This window comes from Mediterranea sp. ET5 (assembly GCF_023337025.1).
Classification (GTDB): Bacteria; Bacteroidota; Bacteroidia; order Bacteroidales; family Bacteroidaceae; genus Phocaeicola_A.
Window position 1 is genome coordinate 61,734 of the sequence record NZ_JAMBLN010000001.1, and the last position, 17,049, is coordinate 78,782.

Here is a 17,049-nt window from a genome sequence, read left to right on the forward strand (position 1 = left end):
GTCACACCGTACCCCCAATTACGACATAATGAAATGAAATAAATACGATTCAAATGTCGTATCTTTGTGACCACTTATCAATTTGACAACATTATGTTACTGAAACTATACGACAAAAACAACAATCCTCACGACCTGCAACGCATCGTCGACTTGCTGCAGGAGGGGGGATTGCTCATCTACCCGACCGATACGACCTACGCCATCGGCTGCCATGCGCTGAAAGAACGTGCCGTGGAACGTATCTGCCGCATCAAAGGCATCGACCCGGGAAAGAACCGGCTCGCCATCATCTGCTACGACCTGAGCAACATCAGCGAGTATGCCAAAGTGGATAACAACACATTCAAACTGATGAAGCGCAACCTCCCCGGGGCATTTACCTTTATCCTTCCCACAGGCAGCCGCCTGCCAAAGATATTCCGCAACCGCAAGGAGGTGGGCATCCGTGTACCGGACAACCCCATCATCCGTGAAATATGCCGGATGCTGGATGCTCCCATCCTGACTACAACCTTGCCCCACGACGAAGAAGAGGACATTGAATACGTCACGGACCCGGAACTGATTGACGAGAAGTTCGGGCGTCAGGTGGACCTCATCATCGACGGAGGCATCGGCGGTTATGAAGGAAGCACCGTCGTCGACTGCACCGGAGATGAACCGGAAATCGTACGTCAGGGCAAAGGGGAACTTATCCTGTAAGACAAAAGCTTTAACAACCTAACACACAATAAACACATCATGAAAAGACTCATCACTAGCCTTGCCATCGGACTGGCAGCAGCCGGTGTCCATGCAGCCACTCCCCTGTGGATGCGTGACGTCCGCATCTCGCCCGACGGCAAGCAGATTGCCTTCTGCTACAAAGGAGACATTTACAAGGTAGCAGTCAACGGAGGTGAAGCCGTGCGTCTCACCACTCAAGACTCGTATGAATCTACCCCGGTCTGGTCGCCCGACGGGAAATACCTGGCATTTGCCAGCGACCGGAACGGGAACTTCGACGTGTATATCATGCCTGCCGATGGGGGTGCCGCCCGACGCCTGACCACCCATTCGGCTTCCGAACTTCCCACCGCATTTACTCCAGACGGCAAACAGGTGCTCTTCACCGCCTCCATCCAGGACCCTGCAACGAGTGCCCTCTATCCGACCGGTGCCATGACCGAGCTGTACAGCGTGCCTGTGAAAGGCGGAAAGACCCGCCAAGTCCTGGGGACACCGGCAGAAATGGTGTGCTTCAACGCGAAGGGAGACCGCTTCCTCTATCAGGACCGCAAGGGATTTGAGGACGAGTGGCGCAAGCATCACACATCATCCATCACCCGGGACATCTGGATTTATGATACGACGACCCGGAAACATACCAACCTGACGGCACGTGCCGGAGAAGACCGCAACGCCGTATTCGCTCCCGACGGCGAACAGGTATACTTCCTGAGCGAACGGAACGGCGGCTCGTTCAATGTCTATTCATTCCCCCTCAGCAGCCCGCAGGATGTCAAAGCCGTAACCTCATTCAAGACACATCCCGTGCGGTTCCTGTCCATAGGCACGGACGGCACACTCTGCTATACCTATGACGGAGAAATCTATACGCAGAAACCGGGCAGCCGTCCGCAGAAAGTGGCCATTGACCTGGTTTGCGACGATGAAAACCTTCCGGCAACCCTGAACTACAGCCGTGGTGCGACTTCGGCAACTCCGTCCCCGGATGGAAAGCAGGTGGCATTCATCGTACGCGGCGAGGTATTCGTCACTTCCGCTGAATACGGGACAACCAAACAGATTACCCATACGGTAGAAGCTGAACGGGGACTGTCGTTTGCTCCTGACAACCGCACATTGGCATACGCCAGCGAACGCGGAGGCAATTGGGGGCTTTATCTTGCCAAAATAGGGCGTAAGGAAGACGCCAACTTCCCCAACGCTACCTTAATCGAAGAAGAGGCATTGCTCCCCTCCAAGACGGTCGAACGCACCTATCCGCAATTCTCTCCGGACGGCAAGGAACTCGCCTTCATCGAAGGGCGTAACCGGCTGATGGTCGTCAATCTCAAGACAAAGAAGGTACGCCAGGTAACGGATGGCTCGACCTGGTATGACACGGGTGGAGGATTCAACTACGCATGGTCACCCGACGGCAAGTGGTTTACCCTGGAGTTCATCGGCAACCATCATGACCCCTATACCGACATAGGCATCGTGAAGGCGGACGGCACAGGCAGCATCATCAACCTGACCCAAAGCGGATACTTCAGCAGCTCTCCCCGCTGGGTACTGGACGGCAACGCCATCCTCTTCGAGAGCGAACGGTACGGTATGCGCAACCATGCCTCCTGGGGCTCACTCAACGACGCCATGCTGGTGTTCCTCAACAAGGACGCTTACGATAAGTTCCGTCTGAACAAGGAAGACTATGAACTGCTCAAGGAGCTGGAAGCCGAACAAAAGAAAGAGGAAGCCAAAGCGAAAGCTGATGAAAAGAAAAAGGATAAGGATGCCAAGAAGGAAGACAAGAAAGAGGCTAAGAAAGACATCGAAGTGGAACTCGACGGCATCGAAGATCGCATCGTACGTCTGACACCCAACTCCTCCAACCTGGCTTCAGCCATCCTGTCAAAAGACGGGGAGAAGCTCTACTACCTTTCCGCTTTCGAAGGACAGTATGACCTATGGAAGATGGAGCTGCGCACACGCAACACCCGCCTGCTCCACAAGATGAACACGGGATGGGCAGACATGGAGATGGACGAGAAAGGCAACATCTTCATCCTGAGCGGAAGCTCCATCCAGAAAATGGCTGCTGCCGGTGAAGCACTCAAACCGGTCAATTACCGCGCTTCTGTCAAAATGGACCTGGCTGCCGAGCGTGCCTACATGTTCGACCACGTCTGCAAGCAGGAAGCCAAACGGTTCTATGAGACCAACATGCACGGTGTCGACTGGGAGAAGATGTCGGCTGCCTATCGCAAGTTCCTCCCCCACATCAACAACAACTACGATTATGCCGAGCTGCTGAGTGAGTTGCTTGGCGAACTGAACGTCTCACACACGGGAGGCCGTTACAGTGCCCGTCTCGGTGGTGAAGCGACGGCAAATCTGGGATTGCTCTACGACTGGGACTATACGGGCAAAGGCATCCGCGTGGCAGAAGTAGTCGAGAGAGGACCCTTTGACCGTGCCAGCTCCAAAGTCCAGGCCGGCGACATCCTAGAAAAAATCAACGGAACGGAAATCGACGGTGACACGGACCTCTCCGCGTTGCTCAACGGACTGACCGGCAAGAAGACCCTCCTCTCCTTCCACAACCCGAACAACGGAGAGCGCTGGGATGAGGTCATCAAGCCCATCAGCAACGGACAATTCAACGGACTGCTCTACGACCGGTGGGTAAAACAGCGTGCCGAGGATGTGAAGAAATGGTCCAACGGACGCTTGGGATACGTACACATCGAGTCCATGGACGACAATAGCTTCCGTACCATCTATTCGGACATCCTGGGCAAGTACAACAACTGCGACGGCATCGTCATCGATACCCGCTTCAACGGAGGAGGTCGTCTGCATGAAGACATCGAGGTGCTGTTCAGTGGCAAGAAATACCTGACTCAGGTCATCCGTGGACGCGAAGCCTGCGACATGCCAAGCCGCCGCTGGAACAAGCCCTCCATCATGCTGCAATGCGAAGCCAACTACTCCAACGCCCACGGCACACCATGGGTCTACAAACACCAGAAGCTCGGCAAACTGGTGGGTGCACCTGTACCGGGAACCATGACCAGCGTATCCTGGGAAACCTTGCAGGACCCGTCGCTCGTCTTCGGAATCCCCATTATCGGATACCGCCTGCCCGATGGCAGCTATCTGGAAAACAAAGAGCTGGAGCCTGACATCCCCGTACTGAACCGTCCGGAGGATATTGTCAAAGGAGAAGACACCCAGCTCCGTACAGCCGTAGAAGAACTGCTCAAGGAAATAGACGCACGCTAAACCGTGCAACTTCCCCTCTCTCGTCAATATGTTAAACAGCCTTAATATATTGACGAGATGATGGTGAAGTATCTAAAAACAGATAATTTTGTTTGCCTTAACAACAGAAAGGTTGTTAATCTTATAATTTAGAAACTATAAAACAAAAACAGAACAAACATGAAAACAAGAGATTTAGTCATTGAAACGCTGAAGAAAGTGGGTTGCCAACCCGAAGTGGATGATAAGGACAACATCTGCTTTAAGTATCAAGGCGAATCATTATATGTATCTGCTGACAACAACTTCAAATTCATCACTATCTGGGATCCCTGGTGGATTGCCATGGACCTGACCGACGCGGATGCTGAAACAGTAAAAGAAGCTGTCAACCTCGTGAACACGGACCTTCCCTTGGCTCATGTCATCTACTCCATCGATGAAGAGAACGGCAAGTTGGGCGTACACACCCGCTGCGATACCGTATTCACCGACGAACTTCCCCAGTTGGAAGACCTCGTAAAATCACTCATGGAGCATTTCTTCATGGCACACGAACGCCTGAAACAAGCTTTTGCCTTCCTGAAGAAACGCAAAGAGCAACCGCTGAACTGATAGACTGAAATCATACTTCATAAAGAAGCCGCAGACCTCCTCACGCTGAAGTCTGCGGCTTCTTTTTATTTCCGACCGTCCAATACAAGCGTTTGACACAGGAAACACAAGCCTTCCATCCATCAAACATAGTAGTTTGACCGACCAAAGTATTATACTTAGACCCCCTAAGTATTATACTTAGGCCACCAAAGTATTATACTTTGCCTCATCAAACGTATATGTTTACCACATCAAACGCCTGTGTTTGTCCTGTCAAACTCAGGTGTTGGAGTCAGCAAACTCCTCTTATCAGATAATACCCAACAAATGAAGCACGGTAGGCGTCAGCAAGGCTGTGAACAAACCGTTCAGCGTCAGTCCCAGGCTGGCAAAGGCTCCATACTTGCGTCCGCGTTCCATAGCGGTTGACGTACCGACGGCATGACTGGCTGTCCCCATTGACAAGCCTTGGGCGATAGGACTTCCCACATGCCCCCAGCTCAGCACCTTGAATCCGAACACGGCACCGAACAAACCGACGCACACCACCACAGCCGCCGTCAGCGAAGGGATTCCTCCCACACTCTTGGTCACCTCCATGGCAATGGGGGTCGTCACGGACTTGGCAGCCAGGGAAGTGATAATGGCAGGAGATGCACCCAGCCACTTGGCTGTAAAAACCACCGAAACAATGCCAACCAGACAGCCCACCAGCTGTGACAGAAGGATGGGCAACAATTGCTTCTTGATGGCCTCCAGCTGGAGATACAGAGGCACCCCAAGTGCTACCACGGCCGGCTTCAGCCAGAACTCGATGAGATGTCCACCCTCGTTATAGGTCTCATAGCTGATGCCTGTCAACTTCAAGAACACGATAAGCATGGCTATGGTAAGCAGAATCGGGTTCAAGATAACCCATCCCGTACGCTGCTGAATCAATTTGGAGATAAAGAACAGTCCGAATGTCAGTGCCAACAAAAAGAAATCATTACTTAGATAATCCATCGTCTTGTGCTTTAGAGCGGTTTGAAGAATTTTCGTATTTAGAAAAACGGGCATGTCTGCGGATGTACTGATGCACCCATCCCGTAGATACCAGCACCAGTATCGTACTGATTACCGTAGATACCACAATCGGAATAAACTCCGCCTTGATGACATCGAAATAAAGCATTAACGCAACACCGGGCGGAACGAAGAAAAATCCGAGGTTGGCTACCAGAAAATCGCTCAGTCCCTGTACCCAATGGAGCTTGACCCACTTCAATTTGAGGAAGAGTGTGAGGAGCAACATGCCGATGATGCTCGAAGGAAGTTTGATGCCTGTCAGGTAAACAATGAGTTCCCCCAATGCCAGGCAACCAAACAAAATAAAACACTGACGTATCATGCTTGGTTCAGTTTGTTGGTTTTCAAGAGTTGACGTTCATAACGATAGCTGTACAGGGCTAATGACAAAAAGCCCAGGAAGCTTAATCCGGCTCCGATGAGCGCAGGATATTCATAACCCAATCCTGCCTCCAGCGGCAGTCCGCCACAATAGGCTCCAAACGCATTGCCTAAGTTAAAAGCAATCTGTACGCATGCTGCTCCCATCATTTCGCCACCTTCAGCGTTCTTGAGCAACAACAGTTGCTGGGGCGATGAAAGGGCAAACAGACACAGGGTGCAGACACACATCAAGACTGCCGTCAGATAGGTCAGCGGAGCAAGGAAAAATATGGAAAGCAAGGTCAGACAGATGAGACACTGAGTCGTTGCCGCGACAATGCCGGGTTGGTATTTATCCGAGAAGTGACCGCCCAGCAGATTGCCCACACACATCCCGGCTCCTGCCAGCACCATCAGCAGAGACATTGCCGACGGCATGAAGCCCGCAACCTCCGTCATCAGGGGAGTGATGTAGCTGTACCAGCTGAACACGCCTCCATTGCCGAACATGGTGGCACAAATGACCAGCCAGGGCGCAGGATTCTTCAGGAAGCGGAATTGTCCCTTCAGTCCGGTGTTAGGCAGCGGCTCCATGAAGGGGACCCACTTGTAAATGGCATAGAATGTAAATATACCCCACAGACCTGTGAGCAGAAAGATGATACGCCACGAAAAAGCATGACTCAGGAAAGTCCCTAAAGGAATGCCAATCAGGTTGGCCACCGTCATACCCGCCACCATGACAGCTATTGCCTGAGCGCTTTTACCCTTGTCCGCCACGCGATCGGCTATGATAGACCCGACTCCGAAATAGGCTCCATGAGGCAGACCGGCTATAAAACGCATCAACAGCATCGTTCCGAAAGTGGGAGATGCTGCTGTCAACAGATGGCCTATAATAAAAAGAGTGATCAGTCCAAGAAGAATTTGTTTCAACGGACGGGTACGCGCTATAAAAACAGTAAGAGGAGCGCCCACACAAACACCTAACGCATACGCAGAAATCAGATGTCCCGCCGTAGGAATAGACACGCACAAGTCGATGGCAACATCGGGCAGGATACTCATCATCACAAATTCAGCAATTCCTAACCCAAGAGTGCCGAACGACAGTGCCAACAAACTTTTTTTCATAAAAAAACTAATACCTTAAAGACTAAAGCTAGATCTTCAGAAACAAAATCTTTTTACCTTTAATACCTTGAAAACTGTTGCAAAGGTAATAGGGCATACCTGTTTTATCCAAATAAACGGTCTGCTTTTTTCGATAAAATATTCTTTTCTTGATGCAGGTCAAAAAACGGTAAATGGATAGAAAACGATTCAAAAGATTTGAGTACTTTTGAAGCCAAAAACAAGAAATAAGTATATAACCTAAAACTTGTATTGCATATATGGGAGGTTTTTTTGGAACAGTTTCAATGAAAGATTGCGTGACAGACCTGTTTTATGGGACAGACTACAACTCGCATCTCGGTACTAAACGCGGCGGTATGGCAACGTATGACAAGGACAAAGGATTCATCCGTTCCATCCACAGCCTGGAAAGCGCTTACTTCAGGAGCAAGTTTGAAGATGAATTGCCAAAGTTCAGCGGGCATGCGGGTATAGGAATTATCAGCGACACCGATTCACAACCACTGGTCATCAATTCTCATTTGGGAAAGTTCGCCATTGTCACTGTTGCTAAAATCAACAACATTGAAGAACTGGAAAAAGAACTTCTGGAACGTAACATGCACTTTGCGGAGTTGAGTTCCGGCAAGACAAACCCCACCGAGCTGGTCTCACTGCTCATCATACAAGGAAAAAATTTTGTCGACGGTATTGAAAATGTCTATCGCTCCATCAAGGGTTCATGCTCCATGCTGCTGCTCACCGAAGACGGTATCATTGCAGCTCGTGACCAATGGGGACGTACACCTATAATAATAGGTAAGAAAGAAGGCGCTTATGCCATGACCAGCGAATCCAGCAGCCTGCCCAATCTGGACTTTGAAATTGAACGCTATGTCGGACCGGGCGAAATCTTGCGCATACGCCCCGAGGGAATCGAACAGATGCGCAAGCCCAATGAAGAGATGCAAGTCTGCTCCTTCCTGTGGGTCTACTATGGATTCCCGGTATCTTGCTATGAAAACAAGAACGTCGAAGAGGTACGTTTTGCATGCGGATACAAGATGGGACAAAAAGATGAATCGGTCGTAGACTGCGCCTGCGGCATTCCCGATTCAGGTGTCGGCATGGCGCTGGGGTACGCTGAAGGCAAAGGGGTCCCCTATCATCGTGCCATTGCCAAATACACCCCGACATGGCCCCGCAGCTTTACCCCCAGCAATCAGGAGATGCGTTCGCTGGTTGCAAAAATGAAACTGATTCCCAACCGTGCCATGCTGCAAGGGAAACGTATCCTGTTCTGCGATGACTCCATCGTACGCGGCACCCAACTGCGGGATAACGTAAAAATCCTCTATGACTACGGAGCAAAGGAAGTACACATGCGCATCGCATGTCCGCCGTTGATTTACGGATGCCCCTTCATCAATTTTACGTCCTCCAAGGGCGACCTCGAGCTCATCACCCGCCGCATCATCCAGGAGTTTGAAGGAGACCATAACAAGAATCTGGATAAATATGCCACCACCGACTCCCCCGAATACAAGCGCATGGTCGACACCATTGCCAAGCGCTTCGGGTTGAGCTCCCTGAAGTTCAACACACTTGAAACATTGATTGAGGCTATCGGCCTTCCCAAATGCAAGGTGTGTACACACTGCTTCGATGGCAGCAGCCACTTTTAGACAATTAACCTAACTATAAACCAAAAATACAATCGCCATGACATTCATTGAACGTTTTTTGAAATATGTGAGCTTCGACACACAGTCGAGCGAAGACTCACAGACAACTCCAAGTACAGCCAAGCAAATGGTATTTGCCGAGTACCTGAAAAGCGAACTGGAAGAAATCGGCTTGGAAGAAATCTCTTTGGATGAGAACGGCTACCTGTTTGCCACTCTTTCCTCAAACACCGACAAGGAAGTCCCTGTCGTCGGCTTCATTTCCCACATGGACACCAGCCCCGACATGACCGGAGCCAATGTCAATCCGCGCATCGTGAAGAACTATGACGGCGGAGACATCGTTCTCTGTGCTGAAGAAAACATCGTCCTTTCCCCCAAACAGTTCCCCGAACTGCTCGACCACAAGGGAGAAGACCTGATCGTAACCGACGGCAAGACCCTGCTGGGAGCTGACGACAAGGCAGGTATTGCAGAAATTGTTTCAGCCATCGCTTATCTGAAGGAACATCCTGAAATCAAGCACGGGAAAATCCGTATCGGCTTTAACCCCGACGAAGAAATCGGCTTGGGAGCCCACAAGTTTGACGTGGAGAAGTTCGGATGCGACTTTGCTTATACCATGGACGGCGGTGAAGTCGGAGAACTGGAATTTGAGAACTTCAATGCTGCGTCGGCTAAAATAACGGTGAAAGGCCGCAACGTACACCCGGGCTATGCCAAGAACAAAATGATCAACTCCCTCCTGGTAGCAAACACCTTCGTCTCCCTCCTTCCCCAAGTAGAAACCCCGGGACATACGCAGGACTACGAAGGTTTCTTCCACCTGGTAGGCATGAAGGGCGAAGTGGAGCAGACAACCGTCTCATACATCATCCGCGACCACGACCGCAATAAGTTTGAGGCCCGCAAACAACAGATGCAACGCGTGGCAAACTTCCTGAACGCCGAGTATGGCGAAGGTACCGTCTCGGTTGAAATCAAAGACCAATATTACAACATGCGTGAGAAGATCGAACCGGTAATGCACATCATCGACATTGCATTCCATGCCATGGAAGAAGCCGGTGTTACCCCGAAGGTGAAGGCCATCCGTGGAGGGACGGACGGTGCACAGCTTTCCTTCAAGGGGTTGCCTTGCCCGAACATCTTCGCCGGAGGATTAAACTTCCACGGACGCTATGAATTTGTGCCGGTTCAGTCCATCGAAAAGGCCATGAATGTGGTCATCAAGATTGCCGAGCTGACAGCTAAACGCTAAAAAAGATGTCCGAATTATCTCCGTTGATTATTGACCTGGCGCTCATACTGATGTGCGCCGGGCTCACAACTCTCATCTTTAAGCGACTTAAACAACCATTGGTATTAGGATACATTGTTGCGGGCTTCATTGCGAGCCCGCACATGCCCTATACCCCCTCCGTACAAGACACAAACGACATCAAACTGTGGGCAGACATCGGAGTCATATTCCTCCTGTTTGCCCTGGGACTGGAATTCAGCTTCAAGAAACTGATGAAAGTCGGCGGGACAGCCATTATCGCTGCCTGTTCGGTCATACTTGTCATGATTGTACTGGGCGTCCTGGTAGGCATGTCGTTCGGTTGGGACCGCATGGACTGCATCTATCTGGGAGGAATGCTTGCCATGTCGTCCACAACCATCATCTACAAAGCATTTGACGACATGGGACTGCGGCAACAACGCTTTGCCGGACTAGTACTAAGCGTTCTTATCCTGGAGGATATCCTGGCCATCGTACTCATGGTGATGCTGTCCACCCTGGCAGTCAGCCAGAACTTCGAAGGCATGGAGATGGTACAGAGCGTAGTAAAGCTGGTCTTTTTCCTGGTCCTTTGGTTTGTCGTCGGCATCTATATCATACCGACTTTCCTGAAGCGGGTGCGCAAATGGATGTCTGCCGAAACCTTGTTGGTAGTTGCTGTCGGCATGTGTTTCCTGATGGTCGTACTGGCAGCTGAAGCCGGTTTTTCTGCCGCATTCGGAGCCTTCATGATGGGTTCCATTCTGGCTGAAACCGTAGAAGCCGAATCCATCGAGAAACTTGTTGCACCGGTAAAGGACCTGTTCGGTGCCATCTTTTTCGTATCGGTGGGTATGATGGTTGACCCTGCCATGATTGTAGAGTACAAGATTCCCATCATCGTCATCACGCTTACCATCCTACTGGGACAAAGCATCCTCGGTTCCGGAAGCTTCGTGCTTGCCGGACAACCTCTGAAGGTTGCCATGCAGTGTGGATTCAGCTTGACACAAATCGGTGAATTCGCCTTCATCATTGCTTCGTTGGGTGTCAGCCTGAACGTCACCAGCGATTTCCTCTATCCCATCGTAGTAGCCGTATCAGTCATCACGACCTTCACGACTCCCTACATGATCCGTCTGTCTGTTCCTGCCTACAACTGGGCAAGCAAACGGATTCCAAGCAAATGGATGGGCTTGCTGGAACATTACTCCATCCATTCGCACACCACTGTCAATCAGGAGAACAATTGGCGCAAATTCCTGAAGGCCGTGTTCCGCATGATGCTGGTCTACTGCATTGTGACTGTAGCAACCATTGCCATCTGTACCCAATTTATCACCCCCTTCCTGCTGGCATGGCTTCCCAGGCAATGGGGTGACCTGGTCGGTATGGTCATCACCATTCTTGCCATCTCTCCTTTCCTGCGTGCCATCATGGTGAAGAAAAACCACTCGGTCGAGTTCCAGGCCTTGTGGCGGGACAACCGTTTTAACCGGGCACCACTCGTTTCGATTATCCTGCTGCGTATTGTATTGGCAGTATGCTTTGTGATGTATGTCATCTCAGCCTATTATCATGCTTCGGCCGCTTTAGCCGGAGGGGCAGCCATCGTTCTCGTGCTGCTGATGATTTATTCACGTTGGCTGAAGAAGCACTCCATCGTCATGGAGCGTACTTTCATGCAAAACCTGAATCTGCGCGACCGCTACGAAGAGTATCGGGGAGAAAAGCAACCGGAATACGTCGGTCATTTGCTTTCACACGACCTGCACCTCTCCGATTTTGACATTCCGGCAGATTGTGCATGGGCAGGACAAACTCTGAAAGAGCTGAACATGGGACGAGACTACGGTGTACATGTAGCGTCGATTCTACGTGGTAGCCGGCGCATCAACATCCCCGGAGGTGACGAACGCATCTATCCGAATGACCGCTTGCAGGTCATCGGCACGGATGAGCAGCTCGCGACGTTGGGCAAAGCCATGAGCCGGCTGGAAGAAGAGACGAAAGACAATGAACAGCAGAACTGGGAACATCAGGAAATGCGTCTGAAGCAATTCATTATCGATGCCGATTCCCCCTTTCTCGACAAGAGCATCCGGCACAGTGGCATTCGCAACCAATACAACTGCCTGATTGTCGGTATCGAGAAAGCTGACGGCACCTTGATGAGTCCCGATGCAGACGAGGTTCTCCATCAAGGGGAAGTCATCTGGGTAGTCGGCGAAGAAAAAGATGTAGCCCACCTGCTGGACAAGACCAAAGAGAAGGCAAACGAACCATAACAACCATTTTAAACGATAAATACTATGAGAAGTAACCCTGAAGAATGTCTCTATTGCCAGAACAATGAGACCTTACACAATCTGATGATTGAGATTGCCCCGCTGAGCGTATCGCGCGTATTCCTGTTCAAAGAGCAGACCTATCACGGACGTTGCCTGGTGGCTTACAACGGACATGTCGACGATTTGTGTGAACTGAGTGACGAAGAGCGCAATGCCTTCATGGCAGATGTAGCCCGTGTTACCCGTGCCATGCACAAGGTGTTCCATCCGGAAAAGATCAACTATGGTGCTTACAGCGACAAGCTCTCTCACCTCCATTTCCACTTGGCACCGAAATATGTAGACGGCCCGGACTACGGAGGTGTATTCCAAATGAATCCCGGCAAGGTATACCTGACTGATGCCGAATATCAGAAGATGATTGATGAGCTGAAGGCAGCGTTGTAAAGACCGAGTACCTGCCGGATTGGTCCAGCCTCCTGGAAGCATGTAATGATGACAAGACTGGCTTCCGCCAGAAACATACGGGAACAGCTAAAAAAGAAACGTGCATGCCCGCTATCCGAAAGATAGTAAACATGCACGTTTATGCTAATAAGAAGACCCTAGCAGGCCTACTTATTTCAATGCGGCAATGGCAGCATCGTAGTTCGGCTCTGTAGTAATTTCCGGAACCAATTCGGCATAAACAACCTTACCTTCCGGATTCACCACAACAACCGCACGGGCCAACAGACCAGCCAAAGGCCCGTCTACCATGCCCACACCATATTTCTGTGCGAAATCAGACAAATTTCTGAAGTCTGACAAGGCAACCACGTTCTTAATGCCTTCAGTAGTACAGAAACGGCCCTGTGCGAAGGGCAAGTCCTTGGAGATGGCCAGCACGACAGCATTAGGCTGAGAAGCCGCCAACTGATTGAATTTGCGTACAGAGGTTGCACAAACGGCTGTATCCATGCTCGGGAAGATATTCAACACAGCATATTTGCCTTTTACCTCATCAAGCGTAAAGGTAGACAAATCACCCTTCACGAATGCAAACTCCGGTGCTTTTGCACCAACAGCGATAAATTCACCTGTTAAAGCCACAGGATTTCCTTTGAATGCAGTTTTTGACATACTTGTATTCTCCTTTCAGTTATTTTAGTTTGACAGATAATCTTCTTTTGCAACCGTTACAATTTTGTATAAACAAAGGTACGAAATGAATTGGTATTCCCAACAGGCCGGAGGCTTTTTTAATGTTCTTTAGGTATCATCTGCCCTTTATTCCCGAGCACTCCCCTGCCTCACGGACTTACAATCCCGTACGACAAATTTCACCTTGTCAATAGGCGCATTATCGGTTTATGCGTACTTTTGTACATCCATTTAACCCAACAGACAAATGAAAGAACCCATCAAACTACTCGTCGTGCAAGCTTTGCCCGACGAATATACCCCCACCCCACTGCCGGGAGCTACAGTAGAACATGTCTATACCGGTGTAGGAAAAGTCAATGCAACGTTTCGACTCACGGAGGCCATCTATCGGGTACATCCCGATGTGGTACTGAATGTCGGAACAGCTGGCACAACAAAGCATCGGCTGGGTGATATTGTGCTCTGCACACAATTCATTGACCGAGACATGCGTGTTCTGGCAGATTTTGGAGTAACCTGGCAACTGAATACCGGGGAGTCACTCAAAGCATTTCCCTGGAAATGGAATCTGCCAACGGACGGATGTTGCAACACAGGAGACAGTTTCGTGACCGATGCTTCCGGTGTGGAAGGCGACGTGGTCGACATGGAAGCCTTTGCACAAGCACAAGTCTGTATGGAGCTGAGCGTCCCTTTCATGGCTATAAAATATGTGACAGACCTGATTGGACAAAATTCGGTAAAGCATTGGGAAGACAAGCTGGCTGATGCCCGCCGCGACCTGGAGACCTTCTTTGTAACCCAAATCGGGTAACACCGTAAGGCAACCTTCCACTTTTCAGTCTATATATAATAAGGTATAAAGAACGACTATGTTAACGATTGAACAAATACTTCAAAACCTACACATCGAACAATTAAATCCGATGCAGGAAGCTGCCTTGGATGCCGGCCGCGAGCAAAAAGACCTCATTTTGTTGTCGCCTACGGGTTCCGGTAAGACACTGGCCTACCTGCTTCCGCTCTTGGAACACTTAAAAGAGGGAATCCAGGGAGTGCAAGCTGTTGTACTGGTGCCTTCCCGTGAGCTGGCCCTACAGACAGAACAGGTATTCAAGTCGATGGGAACCCCCTTCCGAGTGATGAGTTGCTATGGCGGACGTCCGACTATGGATGAACACCGGACGATGAACGGCATCCATCCGTCGGTCATCATCGGTACCCCGGGGCGCATGAACGACCATCTATCCAAGCAGAACTTCGATGCCTCTACGGTACACACCTTAATCATCGATGAGTTTGACAAGTGCCTGGAATTTGGCTTTCATGATGAGATGTCAACAGTCATCGCCCAACTACCAGCCTTGAAAAAACGAATCTTGCTGTCTGCGACTGATGCTGAGGAGATACCTGAGTTCACCGGTCTGCATCGAATCATCAAGCTGAACTTCCTGACAGAAGATGCTACCCTGTCAGACCGAATCCGGTTGCATGTAGTACATTCTCCGGAGAAAGACAAACTGGAGACATTAGCCCGCTTGCTCTGTATGCTTGGGACCCAGTCATCCATCGTATTTTGCAATCATCGGGAATCAGTAGAACGTGTCAGTACCTACCTGACCTCCCGGAAAATACAGAACGGCATGTTTCATGGCGGCATGGAACAGGCAGACCGCGAGCGTGCACTATACAAGTTCCGCAATGGAAGTTGCAATGTGTTTGTATCGACGGACCTCGCGGCACGTGGACTTGACATTCCGGAGATAGACAATGTGATACATTATCATCTTCCCCTCAACGAAGAAGGATATATCCATCGGAACGGACGGACTGCACGCTGGGATGCCGAAGGAAATTCGTTCCTCATTCTTCATCCGGAAGAAGTATTGCCCGCCTATATCAATGAATCACCCGATGAGTTCATCCTTGATGAAGGTCCACTCAAGCCCGTGCGCCCCTTATGGGTAACATTATATATAGGTAAAGGAAAAAAGGACAAAATCAACAAGGTCGATATTGCCGGATTCCTATATAAAAAGGGACACTTGCAGCGCGATGAAATCGGCCGGATTGACGTAAAAGACCACTACGCCTATGTAGCAATCTGTCAGAAGAAGTTAAAACAAACCCTGAATTTGATAAAAGGAGAGAAAATTAAAGGGTTAAAGACTGTCATAGAGGAAACAAAATGACAGTATTTGTATAAATAAGCCTGTTTTCCTGTTATCAAAGTATCAAAGTGTCATCCATTTGGCTCAATATTATATCATTTAGATTAAATATAGCTCCAAATGTCACTTTTCTACTAAAAAAGTTGTAAGCTGAATAATAATGTGTAAATTTGCATCACGACATTATAACAAACAGTATTAACCAAAACTTATATCAAATGAAAAAGCATAATTTCAATGCGGGACCGTCTATTTTACCTCGTGAAGTAATCGAGCAAACAGCTCAAGCAGTGTTGGACTTCCATGGAGGAGGACTCTCTATTCTGGAGATTAGTCACCGTGCAAAAGACTTCCAGCCAGTCGTTGATGAAGCCGTTGCATTGTTTAAAGAAATTCTTCAGATTCCCGAAGGCTATTCAGTATTATTCTTGGGTGGTGGTGCCAGCTTGGAATTCTGTATGGTTCCTTACAACTTCCTCGAAAAGAAAGCAGCTTACCTGAACACAGGTACATGGTCAAAGAAGGCCATCAAAGAAGCTAAGAACTTCGGCGAAGTGGTAGAAGTGGCCTCTTCAGCAGCCGACAACTTTACGTATATCCCCAAAGACTTCGTCATCCCGACCGATGCTGACTATTTCCATGTAACAACGAACAATACCATCTTTGGTACTGAACTTCATAAGGACCTCGACAGTCCGATTCCCATGATTGCCGACATGTCGTCCGACATCTTCTCCCGCCCGGTTGATATCAGCAAGTATATCTGCATATACGGTGGTGCACAGAAGAACCTGGCTCCTGCGGGTGTGACCTTCGTGATTGTGAAGAATGATGCCGTAGGCAAAGTCAGCCGTACCATCCCGACAATGTTGAACTACCAGACCCATATCGACGGTGGCTCCATGTTCAATACACCTCCTGTACTGCCTATCTATTCTGCCATGTTGACTTTGCGCTGGCTGAAAGCCCAAGGTGGTGTAGAAGAAATGCAGCGTCGCGCCAAAGCACGTGCTGAAATGCTTTATGGTGAAATCGACCGCAACCGTCTCTTCCGTGGCACAGTAACCTGTGAAGAAGACCGCTCATACATGAACATTTGCTTCGTGATGAAAGACGAATACAAAGAACTCGAAGCTGACTTCTTGAAATTTGCTACCGAACGTGGTATGGTAGGTATCAAGGGACACCGTTCCGTAGGTGGATTCCGGGCTTCCTGCTACAACGCCATGCCGTTGGAGAGCGTGAAAGCGCTGGTAGAGTGCATGCAAGAGTTTGAAAAGGCACATTAATCATTGTGAGGAGTGAAGAGTGACCGAAAACGAACTGTCATTCTTCACTCCTTATTCTTAAATTCTTCATTAAAAAAGTCTTCT

14 protein-coding genes are annotated in these 17,049 nt (G+C 49.7%); 10 read left to right on the top strand and 4 right to left on the bottom strand.

Annotated features, from left to right (window positions below; translation table 11 throughout):
• Window positions 1–93 precede the first annotated feature (93 nt).
• The 3 genes from M3087_RS00255 (at window position 94) to M3087_RS00265 (ending at window position 4,590) form a co-directional block, all read left to right on the top strand.
• Entirely contained in the window at window positions 94–705 is a 612-nt protein-coding gene (locus M3087_RS00255) for an L-threonylcarbamoyladenylate synthase (protein ID WP_106484715.1), read from the top strand.
• A gap of 39 nt (window positions 706–744) precedes the next feature.
• Entirely contained in the window at window positions 745–3,996 is a 3,252-nt protein-coding gene (locus M3087_RS00260) for a S41 family peptidase (RefSeq protein WP_249092929.1), read from the top strand.
• A 159-nt stretch (window positions 3,997–4,155) separates the two neighbouring features.
• Window positions 4,156–4,590: a hypothetical protein gene (locus M3087_RS00265; RefSeq protein ID WP_022386055.1), complete on the top strand. Its 435-nt coding sequence runs from the start codon at window positions 4,156–4,158 to the stop codon at window positions 4,588–4,590.
• Between the two features lie 291 nt (window positions 4,591–4,881).
• Here M3087_RS00265 and M3087_RS00270 read toward each other — a convergent pair whose 3' ends face one another.
• From M3087_RS00270 to araJ, 3 genes are read right to left on the bottom strand one after another with little or no spacing between them, the layout of a single operon-like run.
• A complete protein-coding gene (locus tag M3087_RS00270; RefSeq protein WP_106484713.1) occupies window positions 4,882–5,577 on the bottom strand; it encodes an LrgB family protein in 696 nt (231 codons plus the stop codon).
• Window positions 5,561–5,962: a CidA/LrgA family protein gene (locus M3087_RS00275; RefSeq protein ID WP_249092931.1), complete on the bottom strand. Its 402-nt coding sequence runs from the start codon at window positions 5,960–5,962 to the stop codon at window positions 5,561–5,563. The genes M3087_RS00270 and M3087_RS00275 overlap by 17 nt, the downstream gene beginning before the upstream one ends.
• Window positions 5,959–7,137, bottom strand: coding sequence for an MFS transporter AraJ (araJ, locus tag M3087_RS00280; protein WP_249092934.1), 1,179 nt, complete (start codon window positions 7,135–7,137; stop codon window positions 5,959–5,961). Before araJ ends, M3087_RS00275 begins: the two co-directional genes overlap by 4 nt.
• 260 nt (window positions 7,138–7,397) lie before the next feature.
• On the opposite strand from araJ, the gene M3087_RS00285 reads away from it, so the two are divergent.
• From M3087_RS00285 to M3087_RS00300, 4 genes are read left to right on the top strand one after another with little or no spacing between them, the layout of a single operon-like run.
• The gene (locus tag M3087_RS00285; RefSeq protein ID WP_022386051.1) at window positions 7,398–8,804 is read left to right on the top strand and encodes an amidophosphoribosyltransferase; all 1,407 of its coding nucleotides are present in this window, start codon (window positions 7,398–7,400) and stop codon (window positions 8,802–8,804) included.
• A gap of 37 nt (window positions 8,805–8,841) precedes the next feature.
• Entirely contained in the window at window positions 8,842–10,065 is a 1,224-nt protein-coding gene (pepT, locus tag M3087_RS00290) for a peptidase T (RefSeq protein ID WP_249092936.1), read from the top strand.
• A gap of 5 nt (window positions 10,066–10,070) precedes the next feature.
• Complete coding sequence (locus M3087_RS00295; protein ID WP_249092938.1) at window positions 10,071–12,356, top strand: cation:proton antiporter; 2,286 nt, start codon at window positions 10,071–10,073, stop codon at window positions 12,354–12,356.
• Window positions 12,357–12,380: 24 nt separating this feature from the next.
• Window positions 12,381–12,806, top strand: coding sequence for an HIT family protein (locus M3087_RS00300; protein WP_022386048.1), 426 nt, complete (start codon window positions 12,381–12,383; stop codon window positions 12,804–12,806).
• A gap of 171 nt (window positions 12,807–12,977) precedes the next feature.
• Here M3087_RS00300 and tpx read toward each other — a convergent pair whose 3' ends face one another.
• A complete protein-coding gene (gene tpx / locus M3087_RS00305) occupies window positions 12,978–13,481 on the bottom strand; it encodes a thiol peroxidase (RefSeq protein ID WP_022386047.1) in 504 nt (167 codons plus the stop codon).
• Between the two features lie 268 nt (window positions 13,482–13,749).
• On the opposite strand from tpx, the gene M3087_RS00310 reads away from it, so the two are divergent.
• From M3087_RS00310 to serC, 3 genes are all read left to right on the top strand, one after another.
• Window positions 13,750–14,319 (top strand): nucleosidase, encoded by a 570-nt coding sequence (locus M3087_RS00310; protein ID WP_262918834.1) that lies wholly within the window; start codon window positions 13,750–13,752, stop codon window positions 14,317–14,319.
• A 58-nt stretch (window positions 14,320–14,377) separates the two neighbouring features.
• Window positions 14,378–15,697: a DEAD/DEAH box helicase gene (locus M3087_RS00315; protein WP_249092939.1), complete on the top strand. Its 1,320-nt coding sequence runs from the start codon at window positions 14,378–14,380 to the stop codon at window positions 15,695–15,697.
• Window positions 15,698–15,894: 197 nt separating this feature from the next.
• Complete coding sequence (gene serC / locus M3087_RS00320) at window positions 15,895–16,965, top strand: 3-phosphoserine/phosphohydroxythreonine transaminase (protein ID WP_106484706.1); 1,071 nt, start codon at window positions 15,895–15,897, stop codon at window positions 16,963–16,965.
• Window positions 16,966–17,049: the final 84 nt, after the last annotated feature.

What these genes read in the sequence shown, in the direction of transcription:
- M3087_RS00275 (WP_249092931.1), bottom strand. Translation starts at nt 5,962, where the DNA reads ATGATACGTCAGTGTTTTATTTTGTTTGGTTGCCTGGCATTGGGGGAA.
- M3087_RS00295 (WP_249092938.1), top strand. Translation starts at nt 10,071, where the DNA reads ATGTCCGAATTATCTCCGTTGATTATTGACCTGGCGCTCATACTGATG.
- pepT (WP_249092936.1), top strand. Translation starts at nt 8,842, where the DNA reads ATGACATTCATTGAACGTTTTTTGAAATATGTGAGCTTCGACACACAG.
- M3087_RS00310 (WP_262918834.1), top strand. Translation starts at nt 13,750, where the DNA reads ATGAAAGAACCCATCAAACTACTCGTCGTGCAAGCTTTGCCCGACGAA.
- M3087_RS00315 (WP_249092939.1), top strand. Translation starts at nt 14,378, where the DNA reads ATGTTAACGATTGAACAAATACTTCAAAACCTACACATCGAACAATTA.
- M3087_RS00260 (WP_249092929.1), top strand. Translation starts at nt 745, where the DNA reads ATGAAAAGACTCATCACTAGCCTTGCCATCGGACTGGCAGCAGCCGGT.
- M3087_RS00270 (WP_106484713.1), bottom strand. Translation starts at nt 5,577, where the DNA reads ATGGATTATCTAAGTAATGATTTCTTTTTGTTGGCACTGACATTCGGA.
- tpx (WP_022386047.1), bottom strand. Translation starts at nt 13,481, where the DNA reads ATGTCAAAAACTGCATTCAAAGGAAATCCTGTGGCTTTAACAGGTGAA.
- M3087_RS00265 (WP_022386055.1), top strand. Translation starts at nt 4,156, where the DNA reads ATGAAAACAAGAGATTTAGTCATTGAAACGCTGAAGAAAGTGGGTTGC.
- araJ (WP_249092934.1), bottom strand. Translation starts at nt 7,137, where the DNA reads ATGAAAAAAAGTTTGTTGGCACTGTCGTTCGGCACTCTTGGGTTAGGA.
- M3087_RS00300 (WP_022386048.1), top strand. Translation starts at nt 12,381, where the DNA reads ATGAGAAGTAACCCTGAAGAATGTCTCTATTGCCAGAACAATGAGACC.
- serC (WP_106484706.1), top strand. Translation starts at nt 15,895, where the DNA reads ATGAAAAAGCATAATTTCAATGCGGGACCGTCTATTTTACCTCGTGAA.
- M3087_RS00285 (WP_022386051.1), top strand. Translation starts at nt 7,398, where the DNA reads ATGGGAGGTTTTTTTGGAACAGTTTCAATGAAAGATTGCGTGACAGAC.
- M3087_RS00255 (WP_106484715.1), top strand. Translation starts at nt 94, where the DNA reads ATGTTACTGAAACTATACGACAAAAACAACAATCCTCACGACCTGCAA.